Origin of the sequence: Rhodococcus sp. NPDC049939, assembly GCF_040656415.1 — a bacterium.
Lineage (GTDB): Bacteria > Actinomycetota > Actinomycetes > Mycobacteriales > Mycobacteriaceae > Rhodococcus_F.
The window spans coordinates 511,612-531,066 of sequence record NZ_JBFAMC010000001.1 but is presented as its reverse complement, the minus strand read 5'-3'; the positions used below and the strand labels follow the sequence as shown (position 1 = coordinate 531,066).

General features: G+C 63.9%; 15 protein-coding genes. 6 read left to right on the top strand and 9 right to left on the bottom strand.

Annotation, left to right across the window (positions count from 1 at the left end; translation table 11 throughout):
- Window positions 1–148: 148 nt before the first annotated feature.
- The gene (locus tag AB0I57_RS02265; RefSeq protein WP_358329224.1) at window positions 149–1,348 is read right to left on the bottom strand and encodes a DUF5336 domain-containing protein; all 1,200 of its coding nucleotides are present in this window, start codon (window positions 1,346–1,348) and stop codon (window positions 149–151) included.
- A gap of 113 nt (window positions 1,349–1,461) precedes the next feature.
- On the opposite strand from AB0I57_RS02265, the gene AB0I57_RS02260 reads away from it, so the two are divergent.
- The gene (locus tag AB0I57_RS02260; protein ID WP_358329221.1) at window positions 1,462–2,088 is read left to right on the top strand and encodes a YigZ family protein; all 627 of its coding nucleotides are present in this window, start codon (window positions 1,462–1,464) and stop codon (window positions 2,086–2,088) included.
- Window positions 2,089–2,171: 83 nt separating this feature from the next.
- On the opposite strand, the gene sucD is transcribed toward AB0I57_RS02260, so the two are convergent.
- The 3 genes from sucD to AB0I57_RS02245 form a co-directional block, all read right to left on the bottom strand.
- On the bottom strand, window positions 2,172–3,086 hold the full coding sequence (gene sucD / locus AB0I57_RS02255; protein ID WP_358329219.1) for a succinate--CoA ligase subunit alpha: 915 nt from the start codon (window positions 3,084–3,086) through the stop codon (window positions 2,172–2,174).
- A 16-nt stretch (window positions 3,087–3,102) separates the two neighbouring features.
- On the bottom strand, window positions 3,103–4,272 hold the full coding sequence (gene sucC / locus AB0I57_RS02250; protein ID WP_358329216.1) for an ADP-forming succinate--CoA ligase subunit beta: 1,170 nt from the start codon (window positions 4,270–4,272) through the stop codon (window positions 3,103–3,105).
- 193 nt (window positions 4,273–4,465) lie between these two features.
- A complete protein-coding gene (locus AB0I57_RS02245; protein ID WP_358329213.1) occupies window positions 4,466–6,403 on the bottom strand; it encodes a hypothetical protein in 1,938 nt (645 codons plus the stop codon).
- 234 nt (window positions 6,404–6,637) lie between these two features.
- Between AB0I57_RS02245 and AB0I57_RS02240 the strand changes: the two genes are divergently transcribed.
- Window positions 6,638–7,624: a M23 family metallopeptidase gene (locus AB0I57_RS02240; RefSeq protein ID WP_358329210.1), complete on the top strand. Its 987-nt coding sequence runs from the start codon at window positions 6,638–6,640 to the stop codon at window positions 7,622–7,624.
- A gap of 70 nt (window positions 7,625–7,694) precedes the next feature.
- Here AB0I57_RS02240 and pcrA read toward each other — a convergent pair whose 3' ends face one another.
- Window positions 7,695–10,148 (bottom strand): DNA helicase PcrA, encoded by a 2,454-nt coding sequence (pcrA, locus tag AB0I57_RS02235; protein WP_358329207.1) that lies wholly within the window; start codon window positions 10,146–10,148, stop codon window positions 7,695–7,697.
- A gap of 273 nt (window positions 10,149–10,421) precedes the next feature.
- Between pcrA and AB0I57_RS02230 the strand changes: the two genes are divergently transcribed.
- Window positions 10,422–10,718: a chorismate mutase gene (locus tag AB0I57_RS02230; RefSeq protein WP_358329204.1), complete on the top strand. Its 297-nt coding sequence runs from the start codon at window positions 10,422–10,424 to the stop codon at window positions 10,716–10,718.
- A gap of 48 nt (window positions 10,719–10,766) precedes the next feature.
- Here the strand turns inward: AB0I57_RS02230 and AB0I57_RS02225 are convergent, their stop codons facing one another.
- Window positions 10,767–12,221 carry an NAD-dependent succinate-semialdehyde dehydrogenase gene (locus AB0I57_RS02225; RefSeq protein ID WP_358333055.1) on the bottom strand — a complete coding sequence of 485 codons (1,455 nt, stop codon included), beginning with the start codon at window positions 12,219–12,221 and terminating at the stop codon, window positions 10,767–10,769.
- A gap of 69 nt (window positions 12,222–12,290) precedes the next feature.
- Between AB0I57_RS02225 and pgi the strand changes: the two genes are divergently transcribed.
- Entirely contained in the window at window positions 12,291–13,943 is a 1,653-nt protein-coding gene (gene pgi, locus AB0I57_RS02220; protein ID WP_358329201.1) for a glucose-6-phosphate isomerase, read from the top strand.
- Window position 13,944: 1 nt separating this feature from the next.
- On the opposite strand, the gene AB0I57_RS02215 is transcribed toward pgi, so the two are convergent.
- Window positions 13,945–14,736, bottom strand: coding sequence for an FAD:protein FMN transferase (locus AB0I57_RS02215; RefSeq protein ID WP_358329198.1), 792 nt, complete (start codon window positions 14,734–14,736; stop codon window positions 13,945–13,947).
- 104 nt (window positions 14,737–14,840) lie between these two features.
- Between AB0I57_RS02215 and AB0I57_RS02210 the strand changes: the two genes are divergently transcribed.
- Entirely contained in the window at window positions 14,841–16,217 is a 1,377-nt protein-coding gene (locus AB0I57_RS02210; RefSeq protein ID WP_358329195.1) for a hypothetical protein, read from the top strand.
- A gap of 40 nt (window positions 16,218–16,257) precedes the next feature.
- Here the strand turns inward: AB0I57_RS02210 and AB0I57_RS02205 are convergent, their stop codons facing one another.
- Both AB0I57_RS02205 and AB0I57_RS02200 read right to left on the bottom strand, forming a co-directional pair.
- A complete protein-coding gene (locus AB0I57_RS02205) occupies window positions 16,258–17,622 on the bottom strand; it encodes an NAD(P)/FAD-dependent oxidoreductase (RefSeq protein ID WP_358329192.1) in 1,365 nt (454 codons plus the stop codon).
- 10 nt (window positions 17,623–17,632) lie between these two features.
- On the bottom strand, window positions 17,633–17,782 hold the full coding sequence (locus tag AB0I57_RS02200) for a hypothetical protein (RefSeq protein ID WP_358329189.1): 150 nt from the start codon (window positions 17,780–17,782) through the stop codon (window positions 17,633–17,635).
- A 212-nt stretch (window positions 17,783–17,994) separates the two neighbouring features.
- On the opposite strand from AB0I57_RS02200, the gene AB0I57_RS02195 reads away from it, so the two are divergent.
- Complete coding sequence (locus tag AB0I57_RS02195) at window positions 17,995–19,428, top strand: NAD(P)/FAD-dependent oxidoreductase (RefSeq protein ID WP_358329187.1); 1,434 nt, start codon at window positions 17,995–17,997, stop codon at window positions 19,426–19,428.
- Window positions 19,429–19,455 lie beyond the last annotated feature (27 nt).

Here is a 19,455-nt window from a genome sequence, read left to right as displayed (position 1 = left end):
AATAAATTATGTTCTACACACCCAAAAAAAAAAAAAAAAAATAAACCACCCACTCGCCCCAATACTAATCCAAACAACACCCGCCCCCCCCCCCCCCCCCCCCCCCCCCCCCCCCCACCCCCCCCCCCCCCCACTGCTCTGCTGAATCCTACTTGTCGTCCTTCTCTTCCCCGGCTTCCACTTCTTCATCTCTATCGGTGCCGGCCTCGCGCCCCTGAGTCGGCGCGGCACCCCCCTCACTCTCCGAATCGGATTGCTCCCCCGATTCCGATCGCTCGGACTCGGTGGCCTGCTGCTCACCGTAATCAAGCGTCCTCTCCTCCAGCGAGGACTCGGATTGAAGGTCTTGCGCCGACGACTCCTGCTCAGCCGGGCCGGCCCCGCCCGCCGGCGGATACGAAGAGCCGGTTGTTCCGGGGGTCTGCGACTGACCCGACTGCGCACCGGCCGGGTACTGCGCCTGCGGGTACGCGGTCGTGGGAAGGTCGTACGGCGGGGGTGTGGCCCCTGCTCCAGCCCCGTAACCCTGCTGTTGCTGCGGCGGTTGCCCATAGCGTTGGCCGTATCCGCCGGACTGACTTTGTGATGGCTGACCCTTCGGGCCGTAACCGGGCTGGCCATAGCCCGACGGTCCGTAGGCCTGCTGCCCATAACCCGATTGGCCGTATCCGGGCTGATTCTGCTGGCCGTAGCCCTGCTGGTACGGTGCGCCCTGACCGTAGCCTTGCGGTTGCTGACCGTACGTCTGCGGCGGTGCTTGGCCGTACGGTGGTTGTCCGTACGGCTGCTGGGATCCCTGGCCGTAAGCTTGCGGTTGCTGGCCGTACGCTTGCGGCGGTGCTTGACCGTAAGTCTTCGGGGCTTGACCTGGCTGGCCTGGCTGACTGAAGTCCGCGCCGGCAGCGGGTGCGGGTGCAGACTGCTCGAGGACTCCCATCTCGAAGAGCAACGCCGCGACGGCTACGGCGGACTGGAGAAATCCCGCGACGAGGATCAAGATCGCGCCCAACTGGGCATCCCCGGTGACGTACAGGAAAACCACCAACGACAGAACCCAACCCGCTATCGACGTCGCTGCTGCCGCTCCCACATACGACTGCTTTGGAAGCAGTGACACTGCCGCAAGTAGGCCGCCGAGGATCAGGAGCCCGAGCCCAGTCGTGGAGATCTCGTACGAATTCACAGTCCCTGCCCTGAACGTGGCGTAGGGCGCGAATCCGAGCAGCAGGTTCAGAACACCGAGGCCTGCGACACCGACCAGGAGGAAGAAGCTCAGGTTCTTGGACTCACCCTTCGAGGCAGGTTCTGCGGGCGGACCATAACTCGACCCTCCAGGGGTATACGTCATGACTTCTCCTAGTCGACAGGTGGTCGTCTGCGTACGCTCTTCCGACGTTAGCCTACGGATAGCCATCGGTCACCGACCTCGATTGAGGGAACGACGCAGGCGATAATGACTCGGTGCCATACACCCTCGCGCCTCACGCCTCAGCTTCATCCGTCGAGACGCGAGTGAAACACTCCCGCTTCATCGCGGTCCTTCGACGAGTACAGGATGCGGAGGCGGCACAGGCGTTCATACGGGAACAGCGACGCGCGTACTCCGATGCACGACATCATTGTTCCGCGTACATCGTTGGCAACGGGCCCAGCGATCGGGTCGAGCGAGCCAACGATGACGGCGAACCGGGTGGCACTGCCGGTGTACCGATGCTGCAGGTACTCAAGGCACGTGAACTGGTCGATGTCGTCGTGGTGGTGACGAGGTACTTCGGGGGAATCAAATTAGGAGCAGGAGGCTTGGCGCGTGCCTACTCGGGCGCCACGGCTGCAGCAGTTGACGTCGCACCACTCGTGCGACGGGAGCTCCGCTACCTGTACACACTTGCGGTCGAGCACACCGAGGCGGGACGTGTGGAGGCCGAACTGAGGGGGCACGGGGTGGGCGTTCTGGAGACGACCTACGGCGAATTCGCGGTCCTTACGCTTGCCGCCCACGACTCGGCCGAACTTGCGAAGTTGGTAGCAGCCGCCACATCTGGAACGAGGACGCTCGATCCGGCGGGTGAGATGTGGGTCGATGTCTGACAGTGGGTGCATGGCCGATGGATCCCGGGATCCATCGGCCATGCCCTTGCACTCAGTGCCTCGACCTGAACCGATGTGGAAGGTCAGGCCTCAACCGACAGGCTCTGCAGAATCTCGCGAGCGAGCGCCGCAGTCTCGGACGGAGTCTTGCCGACCTTGACTCCGGCAGCCTCTAGAGCGTCCTTCTTGGCCTGCGCGGTTCCCGAAGAACCGGAGACGATGGCGCCCGCGTGGCCCATCGTCTTGCCCTCCGGGGCGGTGAAGCCTGCCACGTAGCCGACGACCGGCTTGGTGACGTTGGCCTTGATGTAGTCGGCGGCGCGCTCCTCGGCATCGCCACCGATCTCACCAATCATCACGATGACCTTGGTATCCGGATCCTTCTCGAACGCTTCGATGGCGTCGATATGGGTGGTGCCGATGACTGGGTCTCCGCCGATACCGATGGCGGTGGAGAAGCCGAACTCACGCAGCTCGAACATCATCTGGTAGGTCAAGGTGCCCGACTTGGAGACCAGACCGACCGGACCCGCGCCCGTGATGTTGGCCGGGGTGATGCCGGCGAGCGCCTCGCCTGGGGTGATGATGCCAGGGCAGTTGGGGCCGATGATGCGGGTCTTGTTGCCCTTCTCGACGTTGTAGGCCCACACGTATGCGGAGTCCTGCACAGGGATGCCCTCGGTAATTACCACGAGCAGCGAGATTTCCGCGTCGATGGCCTCGACGATGGCGTCCTTGGAGAAGGCCGGAGGAACGAACGCGATCGACACGTCCGCACCGGTCTCCTTCATTGCCTCAGCGACGGTTGCGAAGACCGGCAGCTCGACCGGATTGCCGTCCTTGTCGGTGTGCGAAACCGTGGTGCCGGCCTTACGGGCGTTGACGCCCCCGACGACCTGGGTGCCTGCTTTGAGCATCAGCGCGGTGTGCTTGGTGCCCTCGCTGCCGGTGATGCCTTGGACGATGACCTTGGAGTCCTTGGTCAGGAAGATTGCCATGATGTTGAAAGTCCTTCTATTTCGCGGCGAAGGCCAGCTCGGCAGCCTTGTCGGCAGCCTCGTCCATTGTTCCGACGATGGTGACCAGCGGGTGGGCGGCCTCGGCGAGGATACGACGACCCTCTTCGACATTGTTGCCGTCCAAGCGGACGACAAGCGGCTTGTTCGCTTCGTCGCCGAGCGTCTTCAAGGCTCCGACGATGCCGTTGGCAACCGCGTCACACGCAGTGATACCGCCGAACACGTTCACAAACACGCTCTTGACCTGTGCGTCGTTGAGAATGACGTCGAGACCGTTCGCCATTACTTCCGCGGAAGCGCCGCCCCCGATGTCCAGGAAGTTGGCGGGCTTGACACCACCGTGCTTCTCACCCGCGTAGGCGACGACGTCCAGCGTTGACATCACCAGTCCGGCGCCGTTGCCGATGATGCCGACCTGACCGTCCAGCTTGACGTAGTTGAGGTCGTTCTCCTTGGCCTTCAATTCGAGCGGGTCGGTAGCGTCCTTGTCCTCGAACGCCTCGTGACCGGGCTGGCGGAAGGAAGCGTTCTCGTCCAGCGTGACCTTGCCGTCGAGAGCGAGGATCTGATCGTCGGGGGTGCGAACGAGGGGGTTGACCTCGACCAGGAGAGCGTCTTCCTTGATGAAGACCTCCCACAGCTTCTGAATGGTCACGGCCGCTGCGTCGAGCACCTCAGCGGGCAGCTTCCCGGCCTCGGCAATGCTGCGTGCGAACGCGAGGTCGACTCCCTTGACGGCGTCGACGGGGATCTTGGCGAGCGCGTCGGGGTTCTCCTCTGCGGTGACCTCGATCTCGACGCCACCCTCCACCGAACACATGGCCAGGTAGGTCCGATTCGTGCGGTCGAGCAGGAAGGAGATGTAGTACTCCTCCGCGATGTCGCTCGCCTCAGCGACGAGCAACTTCTTGACCACGTGCCCCTTGATGTCGAGGCCCAGGATCGCTTCCGCGTTTGCCTGCGCGGCATCGGCGTCGGCGGAGTACTTCACGCCACCGGCCTTACCCCGACCGCCGACCTTGACCTGCGCCTTGACCATCACGGGCTTGCCGATTTCTTCGGCAATCTCGCGCGCACCGGCAACCGTGTCGGTAACACGTCCAGCCGAAGTCGGCACCTCATGCTTGGCGAAGAGTTCCTTCGCCTGGTATTCGAAGAGATCCATCTGCTCACCGTCTCGTCTGCGTTGACACCCGCTCGAGGGGTAGGAGCGGGCCTGTTTTTGGACTCTAGCCAGTTGCCGGGCCCTGTCTGCGCTCGGACGTAGGCCATGTGTTCCACATCACGCAATGCGGAACACCGAGGCGAGCCTCGCGCCTATACCGAGGCAGGCATCACGTCGAACACCGAGGCGAGCCTCACCGATTTCGGTCGTGATTCGGAATGACCGCGGCAGCCGCGATCAACACTATGCCCACCGCGGTCGGGATGACACCGCCCGCCATCTCGGGGTCGTCCACCCTCACCTGCGTCAGCGGCCACGACAAGAGGTATACCCCGATCGCAACAGCCGAACCGACGAGGAGTGCCACCGCCCGCGCGCGCCGGGCGCGTGAAGCGACAATGACTGCCACCACGATCGCGGCACCGAGGAGGGCGCGTCCCCAGACGTCGAGGCCCCACGGAACTTCCGCGAACGAAGGGGCAGCATATTCGTCACCACGCGCATCGGTCCCGTGAAACAACGGCAATCCCAGCCCGATCAGTGCGCCCACTGCACCGAGACCACCGACCACCAACACCGGAACGGCGGTAGACGGTTCCTCGGACGTATCGATCTCATCGCGTTCGGCGGAACCGGCGAACCAAGTCAGCGCGCCTGCCGCGCCAGCGGTGACAGAAGCAGACCAGAGCAGGACGGCACCGCTTCCCGCTTCCACTCCCGGCACGTCTGTGGCAACGACCACAGACTGCAATACGGCCATTGCCGAGAAGGGGATCGTCACCCACAGCACACCGACAGCCGGCCGGACTGCAGACGCGAATTCGGAAAGCAGAAGCCAGATGCATCCAACCGCGAGGACCACGGAAGCAGCGAGCACCACCCGGGTCGTAGCAAACGTCGGTTGGACAGTCTCCGCTGGCAACTCCAGGACCGGGAGCAGAGCACCGATGCCCGCGAGCACCGCGGTAGAGATTCCGATAACACCTGCAGCCACGTGCCACCGTGCGATGCGGGCGCGCGCCTCCGTAGCCTCAGCCCGCAATGCCGCCTTGGCAACGCCCACTGCGGACGGCGTTACCGCCCCCCGTTTCCCTGAAGAGCTGTGCGGCCGAGACGCGAGAGCCCTCGCTGCTGCTGCGTCACGCCTGCGATCGATCGCCGGGATGCAGATTCCGACGAAAACCAGTGCACCCGCGGCAGCGGTTCCCCATATCGCCCCCGGACCAGGAGCGATGCGGTCACCCGCGGCGAATCCGGCCACCAGACGTGTGCCGACCACCCCCAGTGTCGTCAGGCCCGCTCCGACGAGAGCACCGGAGGCGACTGGCGGCGAAATTGACGCCAGCGCCGAAGCCACCACGATCATTGCGGCTACCGCAACGAGGCCTGCGCCGGCAGCCGAAGCGAAGTAGGACTCGACCACGGGCGGCACGAGAATCACGGGATCGTCGGAGACGAACGACGGAGCGAACAGAGCTCCCGTCAACAGAACGGCAGCGGCCACCGCGACCGCTGACGGCAGAAAGCCCACACGGGCACCCGTAAGACGCCCGATCTGCTCGGCGCTGCGGGCGTCCCCGTAGCCGTCCGCGAGCGACGCCCTGTGAATTGCAACCATTCCGAAGACCCCGGCCATGGCGATCAGCACATGGCCGATCAGAACCGCGTATGCGCCGGGGCCTGCAACGAGTTCGGCTGCCGTCTCAGGCCTGAAAAGTTCCAGGCGGTTGGCATCGATCGCATCGGTCCACAGTTGAGTGTCGAGGACGGCCGCACCTACCGACACCGCGCCGGCTCCCGCCAACAACCCCCCAGCCACAGCGGTGCGGTGAGCCAGCAGAGCCGCTACGGCAAGCAGGGGTGGCGCGACAGCGAACACCGCCGCCCATAGTGCGGCCGGGACCACTCCGGAGAGTGACTCAGCCCCCTCGGTTGATCGAACAGCATTGAGGATCGGAGCCGACGCCACACCCAGACCACCGACGAGCCCTACAGCGACCGCACCCGCGCATCCTCTGCGAGCACGGATGGGATCGGGTTCGCCGCCGCTCGCGCGACCAGCGCCGCCGAACGAACCGACACGTTCGGGTTCAGCCCTGCGCCCACCTCGCTCTCGAGTTGATGACGACATATTCCGACGCTATCGTTTCGAAACGGTTCACCCAGGTGTGTGACACGCATGGTCGCAAGTAAAAGATTCATTCGAGATCGCATCGGGAGCAACAGTTTTCCCAGCTCAGCTTGTGATGCGTGTCACAAGTAGCCCTCCTCCAGGGCTACAGGTTGCGCGCATCGCAACCATTTCGTTACCGTCGCCCGGGGAATAAGTCACGGGTAGGTCACGAACAGGAGGACGGACGGCCGTATGCACCACCGCAGCGAGTTCACGGCCAGCCGTTTCGCAAGTCAACGCAACGACGAGCTGCTGGATCCCAAGGACGACGTCACCCCTACTTATCTTTCCGATTCGGTCGAATATCTCCCGAACTCGGCGGAGCGTTACACCGAGTCGGATATCCCCGGATTCACTCCCCGCGATTCGGAGTCCGCGTCCTCTTACCCGGTCGAGGGAGCTCCCGCCCACACCCGTCGCGGAGCACACCGAGTCCCGGCTCCCCCCTCGGCCCTCAAGGGTCGCGCTGCCGTTCTTGCTGTCGCTGCCGGCGCCGTAGTCGCCGGAGGCCAAGCCGCGACCACCGGCGGATCGTCGGGCTCCTCCGATTACTCCGAGGTCACCCTCGCCAGCGATCAGTCGAGCGCTATCGGAGCGACCGCCGAACCGCAGGCCGCACAGTTCGCTACCGACACCGGAACCGCCGCGTCCACATCGAACGCGCCACAGATCCTCAATGTCGCGAACCCCACCGACATGTCGCAGTTCAGCAACCTCCTCGCCAAAGGACAGCGCTTCAGCGCAGAGCGGGCAGCACGCGAAGAAGCCGCCCGCCGCCCACTCTTCGCCCTTCCCGCGGTCGGAACGTACACCTCCCACTTCGGCGCACGCTGGGGTGCAATGCACGCAGGCATCGACATCGCGAACGCGATCGGCACACCCATCTACGCAGTTGCCGACGGCGAGGTCATCGACTCCGGCCCAGTTTCCGGATTCGGCATGTGGGTTCGACTGCTACACGCTGACGGAACTGTCACCGTCTACGGACACATCGACAGCACGTTGGTCTCAGTCGGCCAGAAGGTCATGGCAGGCGATCAGATCGCCACCATGGGCAACCGTGGTTTCTCCACCGGCCCACACTTGCACTTCGAGGTTCACCTTCCTGGCGACGTCAAGGTCGATCCCCAGCCCTGGTTGGCCACTCGCGGCATCGCTCTGGGCGTGGCGAGGGACTAACCGACACGTATCGGCGAATACCAACCGACTGCGGCACAGTCTTCTGCATGCCGCAGTCCTTCTCGGCCGACTAAAGCTTGACCATCGGCACGCCGCCGATCAGCATCAACCGCACTTTTCCGGCGCTGCCGAAGTCGACGGTGACCGTCGCCGTCGGCCCGGCACCCTTGGTCTCGAGAACCGTGCCCAGCCCGTACTTGTCGTGGCTGACACGGTCACCGACCGCGAGTACCAGGTTGTTGTTCCGGGATCGCGCACTACCGAAACTCGGGGCCGCCTTGGAACCCGATCCCCGCGCGTGAACACCGCCGATCGCGCCACCCACACCGCTGCTGCTTCCCGGATCCGCGCGTCGCCAGTGCACGAGGTCGGACGGGATCTCCTGCAGGAACCTCGACTCGGGATTCTGTATGGGCTGTCCCCACGCCGAGCGCATGATGGCCCGAGTGAGATACAGCCGGTGGCAGGCACGAGTGATGCCCACGTACGCGAGCCTGCGCTCCTCGGACAACTCGGTGGGGTCGCCGAGTGCCCGCATATGCGGGAACTGACCATCCTCCCAGCCGGTGACGAAGACGACCGGGAACTCGAGCCCCTTCGCTGTATGAAGCGTCATCAATGTGACGACGCCCTCGTCGCTGTCCGGTAGCTGATCCGAATCGGCGACGAGTGAGACCCGTTCCAAGAAGGCCGCGAGCGACCCTGGAGCGGGTTCCTCGTCAGGAGCTTCGACGTCACCGCCCTCCGTCGATTCGACGAGTCCGGTCGCATTCCTGGCATCGGAACTGAACTCGCGGGCCACGCTGGCGAGTTCGTTGAGATTGTCGAGCCGAGCACCGTCCTGAGGGTCGGTACTCGCCTCGAGCTCGGCGCGGTAGCCCGTGCGTTCGAGAACGGCTTCCACGACATCACCGATATCACTGAGCTGATCCGGAACGACCTCGTCCGCGGCAACCTCCGGCGGGAGGATCACCCGCAGTTCGTCCATGAGTTCGAGGAAGGACGCGATGGCTTTCCGAGAACGCGTATTCAGCAGTGGCACCCTGCCCTCCCCTCCGTCTCGCAGTGCCTCGGCGAAGCTGATGCCCCTTTGTTCGGCGTAGACAGCTACGCAAGCCTCGGCACGATCGCCGATACCGCGGCGCGGTGTGTTCAGGATGCGGCGCAGGCTGACCACGTCATCCTCGTTCGCAAGAACGCGGAGATAGGCGACGATGTCGCGCACCTCCTTGCGTTCGTAGAATCGCACCCCACCGACGACCTTGTACGGAACGCCCAGCCGGATGAAGATCTCCTCCAGCGCCCGTGAGGAGTTGTTGGTCCTGTAGAACACGGCCACGTCACTGAACTTCGCAGCACCGGAATCGACCAGCTTGTCGATCTCGGAAGCCACGAACGACGCCTCGTCGTGTTCGTTGTCAGCCACGTAACCGGTGATGAGCTCACCCTCGCCGGAATCGGTCCACAGCCGCTTCTCACGGCGCCCGGCGTTCTTCGAGATCACCGAGTTCGCCGCCGACAGAATGTTCTGGCTGGAACGGTAGTTCTGCTCCAGCAGAATGGTGCGCGCATCCGAGTAATCCCGCTCGAACTCCTCGATGTTGCGGATGGTGGCGCCACGGAACGCGTAGATCGACTGATCCGCGTCGCCCACGACGCACAACTCGGCGGGCGCCACCCCGTCTTCGGCGTCTTCGCCGCCCCCGATCCCACCGACCAGTTCGCGTACCAGCACGTATTGGGCGTGGTTCGTGTCCTGGTACTCGTCGACCAGGACGTGGCGCAACCGGCGTCGGTAGTAGTCGGCCACCTGCGGAAATTCCTGCAGCAACGTGACCGTCTCGCCGATCAAGTCGTCGAAGTCCAGCGCGTTCGCGGACCGCAACCTCTGTTGATAGTGGCCGTACACCTTGGCGACCAGACGCGGCAGCTCCGCCGGATCCTCGTCTGCGTCCGCCGCAGCTTGCTCGGGTGAAATGAGCTCGTTCTTCAGATTCGAGATGTGGGTGGCGAACAGCCGCGCCGAGTACCGCTTGGTATCGATGTTCAGATCCTTGGAGATCATCGTCAGCAGCCGTCGAGAATCGTCCGCGTCGTAGATGGAAAAGTTCGAATTGAGACCGGGCAGCAGTCCCGCCTGGGCCCGCAGGATTCGCACACAGCTCGAATGAAAGGTAGACACCCACATGGTGTTGGCCCGGGGCCCGACGAGGTTGGCGACGCGCTCCCGCATCTCCGCCGCTGCCTTGTTGGTGAAGGTGATGGCCAGGATCTGACCGGGCATCACGCCCCGCTCGGCCAGCAAATACGCTATGCGCCGGGTCAGTACAGCTGTCTTGCCCGAGCCTGCACCCGCAACGATCAACAGTGGAGATCCGGCGTGCACGACCGCGTCCCGCTGTTGTGGATTCAGTCCCTGGAGCAAGGCGTCCGATCCACCGTGTGCAGCGGCGGCGGCATGCGAAGCCGATTCCGCACTCGTGGAAGAACTCGTGGAAGAAGCGGTACCGGAGATTGTGTTCATCGTCTGTCCAACTTACCGGCGTGTACCGACAGCGCCACAGTCCCTTGGCGCGCGCGGTATCGTCATGTAAAACTGGTACACATGTTCAGTCCGTCGTCGCGTCCGTTGTGGCGATTTTTTCTCAGGCACCGGAATCCGGTGCCTGAGAAGTGAGCAGCTCACGAGCCCCGCACTCCGCACCGGAATCCGGGGCCTTTTCGTCAAAGTATGCCTGGATCGGTAACGACTCGACCCGAACCGCCGATCCAAGTTTTGACAAGAGGAGACGAACCAATGAGCACTGAGACCGTAACATCATCCGACAAAGAACCCGCTGTTCCCACCAGCGAAGCCGAGATCGAGGTTCTTCGCCAGGAGATCGACAGGCTCGATGCCGAAATTCTCGCCGCGATCAAGCGTCGCGCCGAGGTCTCGCAGCTCATCGGTCGTACACGGATGGCGTCCGGAGGTCCCCGCCTCGTCCACAGCCGTGAGATGAAGGTGCTGGAGCGGTTCAACGAACTCGGCCAGGAAGGCCATACTCTCGCCATGTTGTTGCTGCGCCTCGGGCGCGGTCGTCTAGGCCACTGACCCGGGAGACACGCAGCCCCGGAGACGACTACCTGGCAGTCGTAACCGCTAGAGCTCCAAGGCCACGTACTTGGTTTCCAGGTATTCTTCGATGCCCTCACTGCCTCCTTCGCGTCCGAAGCCAGAGGCTTTGATGCCGCCGAAGGGTGCAGCCGTGTCCGAGATCACTCCGCGGTTGACACCCACCATGCCCGATTCGACGGCGTCCGCCACACGCAGTGCTCGGTCGAGGTCTCGGGTGAAGATGTAGGCGGCCAGGCCGAACTCGGTGTCGTTCGCTGCGGCAATCCCTTCTTCCTCGGTGTCGAATCCCGCGATCGCCGCCACCGGACCAAAAACCTCCTCCTTCAAGATCCGCGCCTGTGCTGGTACCTCGTCCAGCACCGTCGCGGGGTAGAAGTAGCCCGGACCCTCCGGCGCGACACCCCCCAAACGCACCTTGGCACCTGCCCTCACCGCGTCCTGCACAAGTTCGCCGACCGTGTCGAGTTGATTGGCGTTGATCAGCGGGCCAAGCGTCGTGTCGACGTCCCTTCCCGCTCCGAGCGTGTACGACGAAAGCTTGTCCACCAACTTCGCGGTGAACTCCTCTCGCACCTCGTTCGCGACGTGAAAACGGTTGGCCGCAGTACAGGCCTCTCCGCCGTTGCGCATCTTGGCCAATACCGCGCCGGCTACAGCCTTGTCGACGTCGGCGTCGTCGAAGACCACGAAGGGAGCGTTGCCGCCAAGTTCCATAGACGTACGAAGTAGACCCTTTGCCGACTTCTCGACCAGCATCCGCCCCACGCCGGTCGAACCGGTGAACGTGAGCTTCCTCAACCGTGGGTCCTCGATCAGCGCATCGGCAACTTCGCCGGGCTTCGAGGTCGGCAACACGGACAGAACACCATTCGGCAGTCCCGCTTCGGCCATTACCTCGGCGAGCAGCAACATCGTCAGTGGTGTCTCGGCGGCCGGTTTCACGATCATCGTGCAACCAGCCGCCAGTGCCGGTCCGATCTTGCGAGTTCCCATCGCCAGAGGAAAGTTCCACGGGGTGATCGCCAGACACGGCCCAACGGGTTGTTTCGTCACCAGGATGCGACCGCTGCCTGCGGGCGCCTGTGTGTAGCGGCCCGCAATACGGACCGCTTCCTCGCTGAACCAACGGAAGAACTCCGCTCCGTACCTCACCTCCGCCGCGCTCTCCTGCAAAGCCTTGCCCATCTCCAGAGTCATCAGCAGTGCGAAGTCTTCGGCACGCTCGGTGATCTTCTCGAACACCGCCCGCAACAGCTCCCCGCGCTCGCGTGCCGGTGTCGCCGCCCATTCCGGCTGTACCGCAACTGCGACGTCGAGCGCCTTCATCGCATCGACAGGACCAGCATCCGACACCTCTGCCAGCGCGTCACCGGTCGACGGATCGAATACGGTGAATGTGGCACCGTTCACAGCGTCGCATCTTTGGCCACCAAGGAAGAGCGTCTTGGGTACGGCCCGCATGAGTTCGGCAATATCCATGGTTTCCATAATGCGCCGTGTAGAAGTGATCACGGAAGTTTCGACGCGCGGGCACTAAGCTCGTCTCCCGTGAGCCGAGACATCACCGAAACCGCTGCCTGGCACGAATTGCGCGATCATCACGCTCGAATCCAGTCCGTCGATCTTCGAACCCTTTTCGAGAAGGACCCAGCGCGCGGGAACGAATTCAACGTCTCCGCCGGCGAACTTTACATCGACTACAGCAAGCACCGTGTCGACCGCGACACCCTAGGACTACTAGCCGAACTCGCGCGCACTGCGGGCGTGGAGGAGCGTCGGGACGCGATGTTCTCAGGCGAGCACATCAACGTGTCCGAAGACCGCGCAGTCCTCCACACCGCGCTGCGGCTACCTGCAGGCACGTCTCTTGAGGTCGACGGACAAGATGTCGTGGCCGCGGTCCACGACGTTCTCGATCGTATGGGCGACTTCACGGACCGCCTTAGATCCGGACAATGGCGAGGCGCCACGGGCGAAAAGATCACCACCGTAGTCAACATCGGTATCGGCGGCTCCGACCTCGGCCCCGAGATGGTGTACCGAGCACTGCGCCACTACGTCGACGCAGGCATCAGCGTCCGGTTCATCTCCAACCTCGACCCCTCCGACCTCGTGCACACTCTCGACGGCCTCGACCCTGCTTCCACACTGTTCATAGTGGCATCCAAGACGTTCTCGACGCTCGAGACGCTCACCAATGCCTCCGCCGCGCGCCGGTGGCTCCTCGAGGGGCTTCAACTCGGAAGCGATGCCGTCGCAAAGCATTTCGTCGCAGTTTCGACCAACGCGGACAGAGTGGCAAAGTTCGGGATCGACACAGCCAACATGTTCGGATTCTGGGACTGGGTAGGTGGCCGGTACTCGGTCGATTCGGCCATCGGGCTCTCCGTCATGGCCGCAATCGGCAGAGAGCGTTTCGCTGAGTTCCTCGCCGGTTTCCATGCCGTGGACGAGCACTTCCGTACGGCACCACTCGAGGAGAACGCACCGGTGCTCCTCGGCCTCATCGGAGTCTGGTATTCAAGCTTCTTCGGAGCCGAATCCCGTGCCGTGCTGCCGTATTCCAATGACCTCGTCCGGTTCCCGGCGTATCTGCAACAGTTGACGATGGAATCGAACGGCAAGTCGGTGCGAGCGGACGGCTCCCCCGTCTCGACACCCACCGGTGAGATCTTCTGGGGTGAACCGGGAACCAACGGACAGCACGCCTTCTATCAATTGCTGCATCAGGGCACTCGTTTGGTGCCTGCCGATTTCATCGGTTTCGGCGATCCCACCGATGACCTGCCTACCGCCGATGGCACAGGCAGCATGCACGACCTGCTGATGAGCAACTTCTTCGCCCAAACGAAGGTCCTGGCGTTCGGAAAAACCGCCGAGGAGATCGCCGCAGAGGGGACTGAAGACCGTCTCGTGCCGCACAAGGTGATGCCCGGCAACCGGCCGTCCACCACGATCCTCGCGCCCAAGCTCACGCCATCTGTTGTCGGACAACTGATCGCACTGTACGAACACCAGGTGTTCGTCGAAGGGGTCATCTGGGGAATAGACTCGTTCGACCAGTGGGGCGTAGAACTCGGCAAGACCCAGGCAGTGGAGTTGCAACCGGTACTCACGTCTGCGGATGCTCCTGCCGCACAGAGCGATACGTCGACAGACAGTCTGGTGCGATGGTACCGCCGTCAGCGCGGACGGGCCTGACTCACCAGTTCCCCGTGGTATAGACCCGACCCGAACGATCTACCAATCGAGCGCGCAGCTCATGCTGCTCGATCCAGCGAATCGCGCCGCCCCCGCGCATGAGCGCCGTCGCGGCGGCGCCATACGCCCAGAGTGCATCATCCGCGATCACCGTCACCGCTTCCCATTCAGGAACTGCATCAGCATCGGTGGCTGCAGACGGTTCATCGGAAAGCGCGAAGGCCGTCGCCATCGCGGTCCCGTTCGCCAATTCGATCTCGTCGTCACCCGGGACGGGAATCTGCCATCCGCCTGCGGGACAATGTCCGGCCGTCGCGATCACGTCATCGATCCGTACGGCCGCCCCACATTCGAGTTCCCCGGCGACCAGTTCGGCAGCTCGACCCACAGTGTCGGCTTTGGCCGTATCGGTGATGTCGAACGATGCGCCCCACGGAGCGAACACCACATCGTCGTCGATCTGGACGTCGAGAAAACTCGGTTCCGGATGCACGGTCGGAACCGAGTCGTCGGACGGTTCGGAGATCAAGGGGTTCACAGCACCGTCCGTCATCCGGGCCACCCACAGGGCTGAGCGCAGCAGAGCGGACATCCTTCGGCTGACCTTGACCGGAGCTCCCTGAGAGAGGTTGACGGCATGAATCTCGGCGTCGCCACGGTGGATATCGCACACCGATTCGGCCTCGTCGATGACGTCCGCGATCAGAGCAGCAGCTTCGGGGAGAGCAGCTGCCTCGGTGACGTCGACCTCCACGACGGAACCCCAAACCTTCCACTTTTGGACGCGAACCATGGTGTGCTCCGTGTGCGGTTCCGAACAGACCTGCAGTTCCAGTATGCGCCCGTTTGTCGTGGACTGAACTGCGCGATCACCCCGGCAGATCGTACACTTCGCGGGTGAGCGCCCGTTTGAGCGTCATCGACGAAATGTTCCTTCGCACCCACCGCGGATTGGGAACGCCGATTGTGATGCAGGGACTATGGCGAACCGACGAGCGAGTCGAGGACTCAACCCTCGAATCCCTGCGCACGGCCCTTGCACGGGGCGCGCTGGGCGTGCGCGTCGTGCGTGCGCGGATCCCCGGTGCGCGACCGCGCTTCGAGCGGAGTACCACCGCGTTTCCCGTCGAGTACTCCAAAATCGATTCTGCGGAGGTTACGGCATGGGCAGATGAACAGGGTTCCTTACAAGTGAACCCCGAGCGAGGTCCCGGTTGGCGACTCACCTGTGCGCGCCTGGCCGACGGGGGCACCGTCCTGTCTCTGGTGTGCTCGCACGTCATCGCGGACGCGCGGGGTCTGTCGGAGGCCATCGCAGCGGTGCTGCAGGAGACGACAGCAGCGGCGCTGCAGGAGACGACAGCAGCGGCGCTGCAGGACTCCACAGCAGCGGGGCTGCAGGACGCGACCGCAGCGGCGCTGCAGGGCACCGCAGAGCCGGGCGGTGGATCCTCCGCCCGTTCCACCACCGCCGACCTTCGCGATGCCGCCCAACTCACTCGCCGGGTGGCTGTGGGAACGGCACGCGCAGTTGCCGGCCTGTTGGTGAGCAGGCGCCGCAGGGCCGAACTCCGCCGGTACATGAAGGAGCGTGGCAAGACACATCCCGAAATGGAGAGCAGTTCGAGACCATCTGGCAACTCGCCCGTGTCAGCGGTGCTGGAGGTAGACGCCGAGCAGTGGGATACCGCCGCCGAGCAGGCGGGCGGAACTGCGAACAGTCTGTTCCTGTCGGTGGTGGCCGAGTCGGCCAGGCGCGTCGGCGAATCCAGACCACTGACACTCAGTGTGCCTATGGATCTCAGGTCCCGCGACGACTGCGACGCGACCGCAAACTCCGTCGCCATGGTGGAGATAACCACTTTCCCACAGGACAGCGTCGCGGACCTGCGCGCCGCGAGTCGCGCGGCGTTCTCCTCCCCGTCGATGACCAGCCCTGCCGGATTTCCCGAGGAGATGCTCCAGCTGGTTCCTGACCGAGTGGCGTACGCCCTCACGGGCAACCCTGGCGAACGGGACGTATTGTGTTCCAACATCGGCCCGCTGCCTGATGTCCTCAGCTCGATCGGAGGTCACCGGACCACAGGGATCGCTACCCGAGCGGTACACCCGGGTGTAGTTACCGGGCGGACCCGGATGTCCGCCTACCTCAGCAGGTTCGGAGGCGTCTACACCCTCGCACTCGAATCACTCGACAGCCCTAACCGAGCGGCACTACGGGACCAAGTAGAGCGCGTACTCGTCCGGCACGGGCTCACTACGCGGAGTTGGTGACCCACCCTCGGCTACCGAACCGCGCCATCGTGCAAGCCCGTCAAGATTCGGGCGACGGATCCGCATAAGGCTGACGTGCTGACTCCGGATCGCCATAGGTAATTGCGCGCTCGCGGCGCGATCCGGTGGCCAGGGTAGCGGCCCAGTTGAGGAGGGTGCCGAATCGGTTGCGGTATCCGGCCAGGAACGCGATGTGGATGACTCCCCATGCCACCCAGCCGGCGAACCCGGAAATCCGAATCGGACCGGCCTGCAAGAGGGCTTGTCTGCGGGCGATATAGGCCGCGCTTCCGAAATCACGGTATTTGAAGGGTCTCCGGTCGGGTGAGCCCCCAGGAACCATCCGGGCAATGCAGCCACCGACATGCTTGCCACTCTGCATGGCCACCTCGGCGACACCGGGAAGGTCCTTCAGCGACATCAGGTCACCGATCACCCATATATCCGGATGACCTGGCACGGTCAGATCGGGTTCGACGGTGATTCGACCACCGTGAGTCTGCGTCACGCCAAGGGCATCCGCGAGAACGGCGGCAAATGGCACAGCCTCCACACCTGCCGTCCATAGGACCGTGCGGGTCTCGTAGAACTTCTTGATACCGGCCTGGTCGCCGGACGTGGTTTCGATGCCGGTCTCGCAGACATCGGTGACGTGAACGCCGAGATGTGTTTCTACTCCGACCTTGTCGAGCGTCCTCTGGGCACCTGCGGACAGTCTCCTGTCGAAAGACTGGAGAACACGATCGCCGCCGTGAAACAGGAGCACACGAGCTTCGCTCGGATCGATCGCCTGGAATTCGTGAGCTAAGGAGTGTGTCGCGAGTTCCCGGATCTGGCCTGCCATCTCGACTCCCGTCGGCCCGCCTCCTGCGACGGCGAACGTGAGCCACGGTCGACGCTCCTTCGCCGTCGGCAGCGATTCGGCCATTTCGAAGGCGGAGATCAACTTTCGTCGAATGGCCAGGGCGTCGTCGACTGTCTTCATGCCGGGCGCCCACTGGATGTACTCGTCGTGGCCGTGGTATGCCTGACGCATCCCGGCAGCGACGATCAGGTAGTCATAGGGCAGATCGAAGTCGGACCCGTCGAATCGGCTCGCCGTGAGCACTTTGGCGTCAGGGTCGATCGAGCGCGCCTCGCCGAGTGCGACGTGCACGTTGCCATGCCCACGCAGCAAATGGCGTAACGGGCTGCTGATCTCACCTTCCGAGAGAAGCCCGGTTGCACATTGATAGAGCAAGGGTTGGAAGACGTGGCTGGTTCCACGATCGAGCAAGGTGACGTCCACGTCCGCGCCCCGGAGCCGCCGCGCCGCATAGATCCCGCCGAATCCTCCCCCGATGATGAGAACCCGCGGCCGCGGCCGCTTCACATCGATGGGTGAGGACTCCTGCGCGGTCGCCATGGGTTCAGTCCTACACCAACCTCGATGTCCATGTGTGAGGAAGGAACCGCAACACCAGGTCGATTCCCTGCCACTCGAGTCCCGGCAGCGCGACGCGGTCCGCTTCCTTCTCCACAGCCGACACCATCGCGGTAACGCCCTCGTCGAGGGACGCCATCATCTTCGCACTGTTCCCCACCTGGCCAGACATGTCTGTGCGATGAAGCCGGGTAGCAGAGTCGTCACCTTGATCGGACTCTTCGCGGACTCCGCCGTCAACGCCTCACCTAGGGCCCACACGCCCGCTTTACCGCAGCTACCTCCAAGTAACCGGGCGAGAGCGCCGGCCGGAAGTTCTGCGGCACTGTTGCCGACCGGAATACCGTTCTAGATATGACCGGATCGGTGAGCAGCATGGACGAATTCGACGTGATCGTGATCGGCGGCGGGCCCGCGGGCGAGAACGCCGCGAGTTACGCCATCGAGGGCAGCGACCGAACGGTCGCCATGATCGAACACGAACTCGTAGGCGGAGAGTGCTCCTACTGGGCGTGTATTCCCAGCAAGGCGCTACTTCGTCCGAGCGAGGTTCTCGGGGCAGCCCGCAACATGCCGGGCGTGTGGGCAGACACACTCGACGTGAACGCCGTCCTCGCTCGTCGCGACTCGTTCACCAGCAACCACGACGACTCGTCGCAGGTGATGTGGGCGGACGCGCAGGGAATCGACGTGATCCGCGGGTCCGCGCGCATCGTCGGGGAAAGGACCGTCACGGTCGACGGGTCGCGCTCTCTTCGCGCTCGGCACGCTGTCGTCGTCGCGACCGGGACGACCGCAACAATCCCCGACGTCCCCGGCCTACGGGAGGCGCTGCCGTGGGTCTCGAGGGACGCTACGAACTTGAAGGAGATCCCACGCCGAGTCGCGGTGATCGGCGGCGGCGTGGTGGCGTGTGAGAGCGCGACCTGGCTGCTCGACCTGGGCGTGGAGGAACTGACGATGGTGGTGCGCGGCCCACGACTGCTCTCGAAGAACGAACCCTTCGCCGGCGAACTCGTGGCGCGGTCGCTCGAGCAGAAGGGCGCCCGGATTCTATTCGGTGCGGCCCTCGACCGTGTCGATCGATCTGACTCCCGAGACACCGGGATCGGCTCGATCCACGGTGGTCCGGCAACCCTCGACGTGGCGGGCCACGACCCGATAGTGGTCGACGAGATCGTCGTGGCGGCGGGACGCACCCCCGCAACTTCCGAACTCGGCCTTGACCCGGGGTTGCTCGACTCTCGCGGCTACGTCGTCACAGACGACCATTTGACGACGGCGAACGGGTGGCTGTACGCCGTCGGCGACGTCAATGGTCGGGCACTGCTCACCCACATGGGCAAATACCAGGGCAGAGTCTGCGGCGACGTGATCGCGGCGCGTGCCGAGTCCCGACCCGTGGAGGGTGCCCGTTTCCAGGCATCCGCCGACAACGGGCAGGTGCCCCAGGTAGTGTTCGCCGACCCGCAGGTCGCGGCTGTCGGGATCACCGAGAAGGACGCACGGGACGCGGGGTGCGACGTAGGGACGGTGGAGGTCGACATCGCTGTTGCCGGGTCATCTTTGTCCCGGGACGACTTCAGTGGTCACGCCAAACTTGTGGTGGATCGGCCGACTGACACCCTGGTCGGGGCGACGTTCGCAGGCACGGAGGTGGCCGAACTTCTCCATGCCGCAACCGTCGCCTTGGTAGGGAAGGTTCCGCTCGAGACCCTTTGGCACGCGGTTCCGTCGTTTCCGACCGTCAGCGAGGTGTGGTTGCGGTTGTTGGAAGAAAGACGGTGAAGTCTCGCAGACCCCGACCCCTTTCGT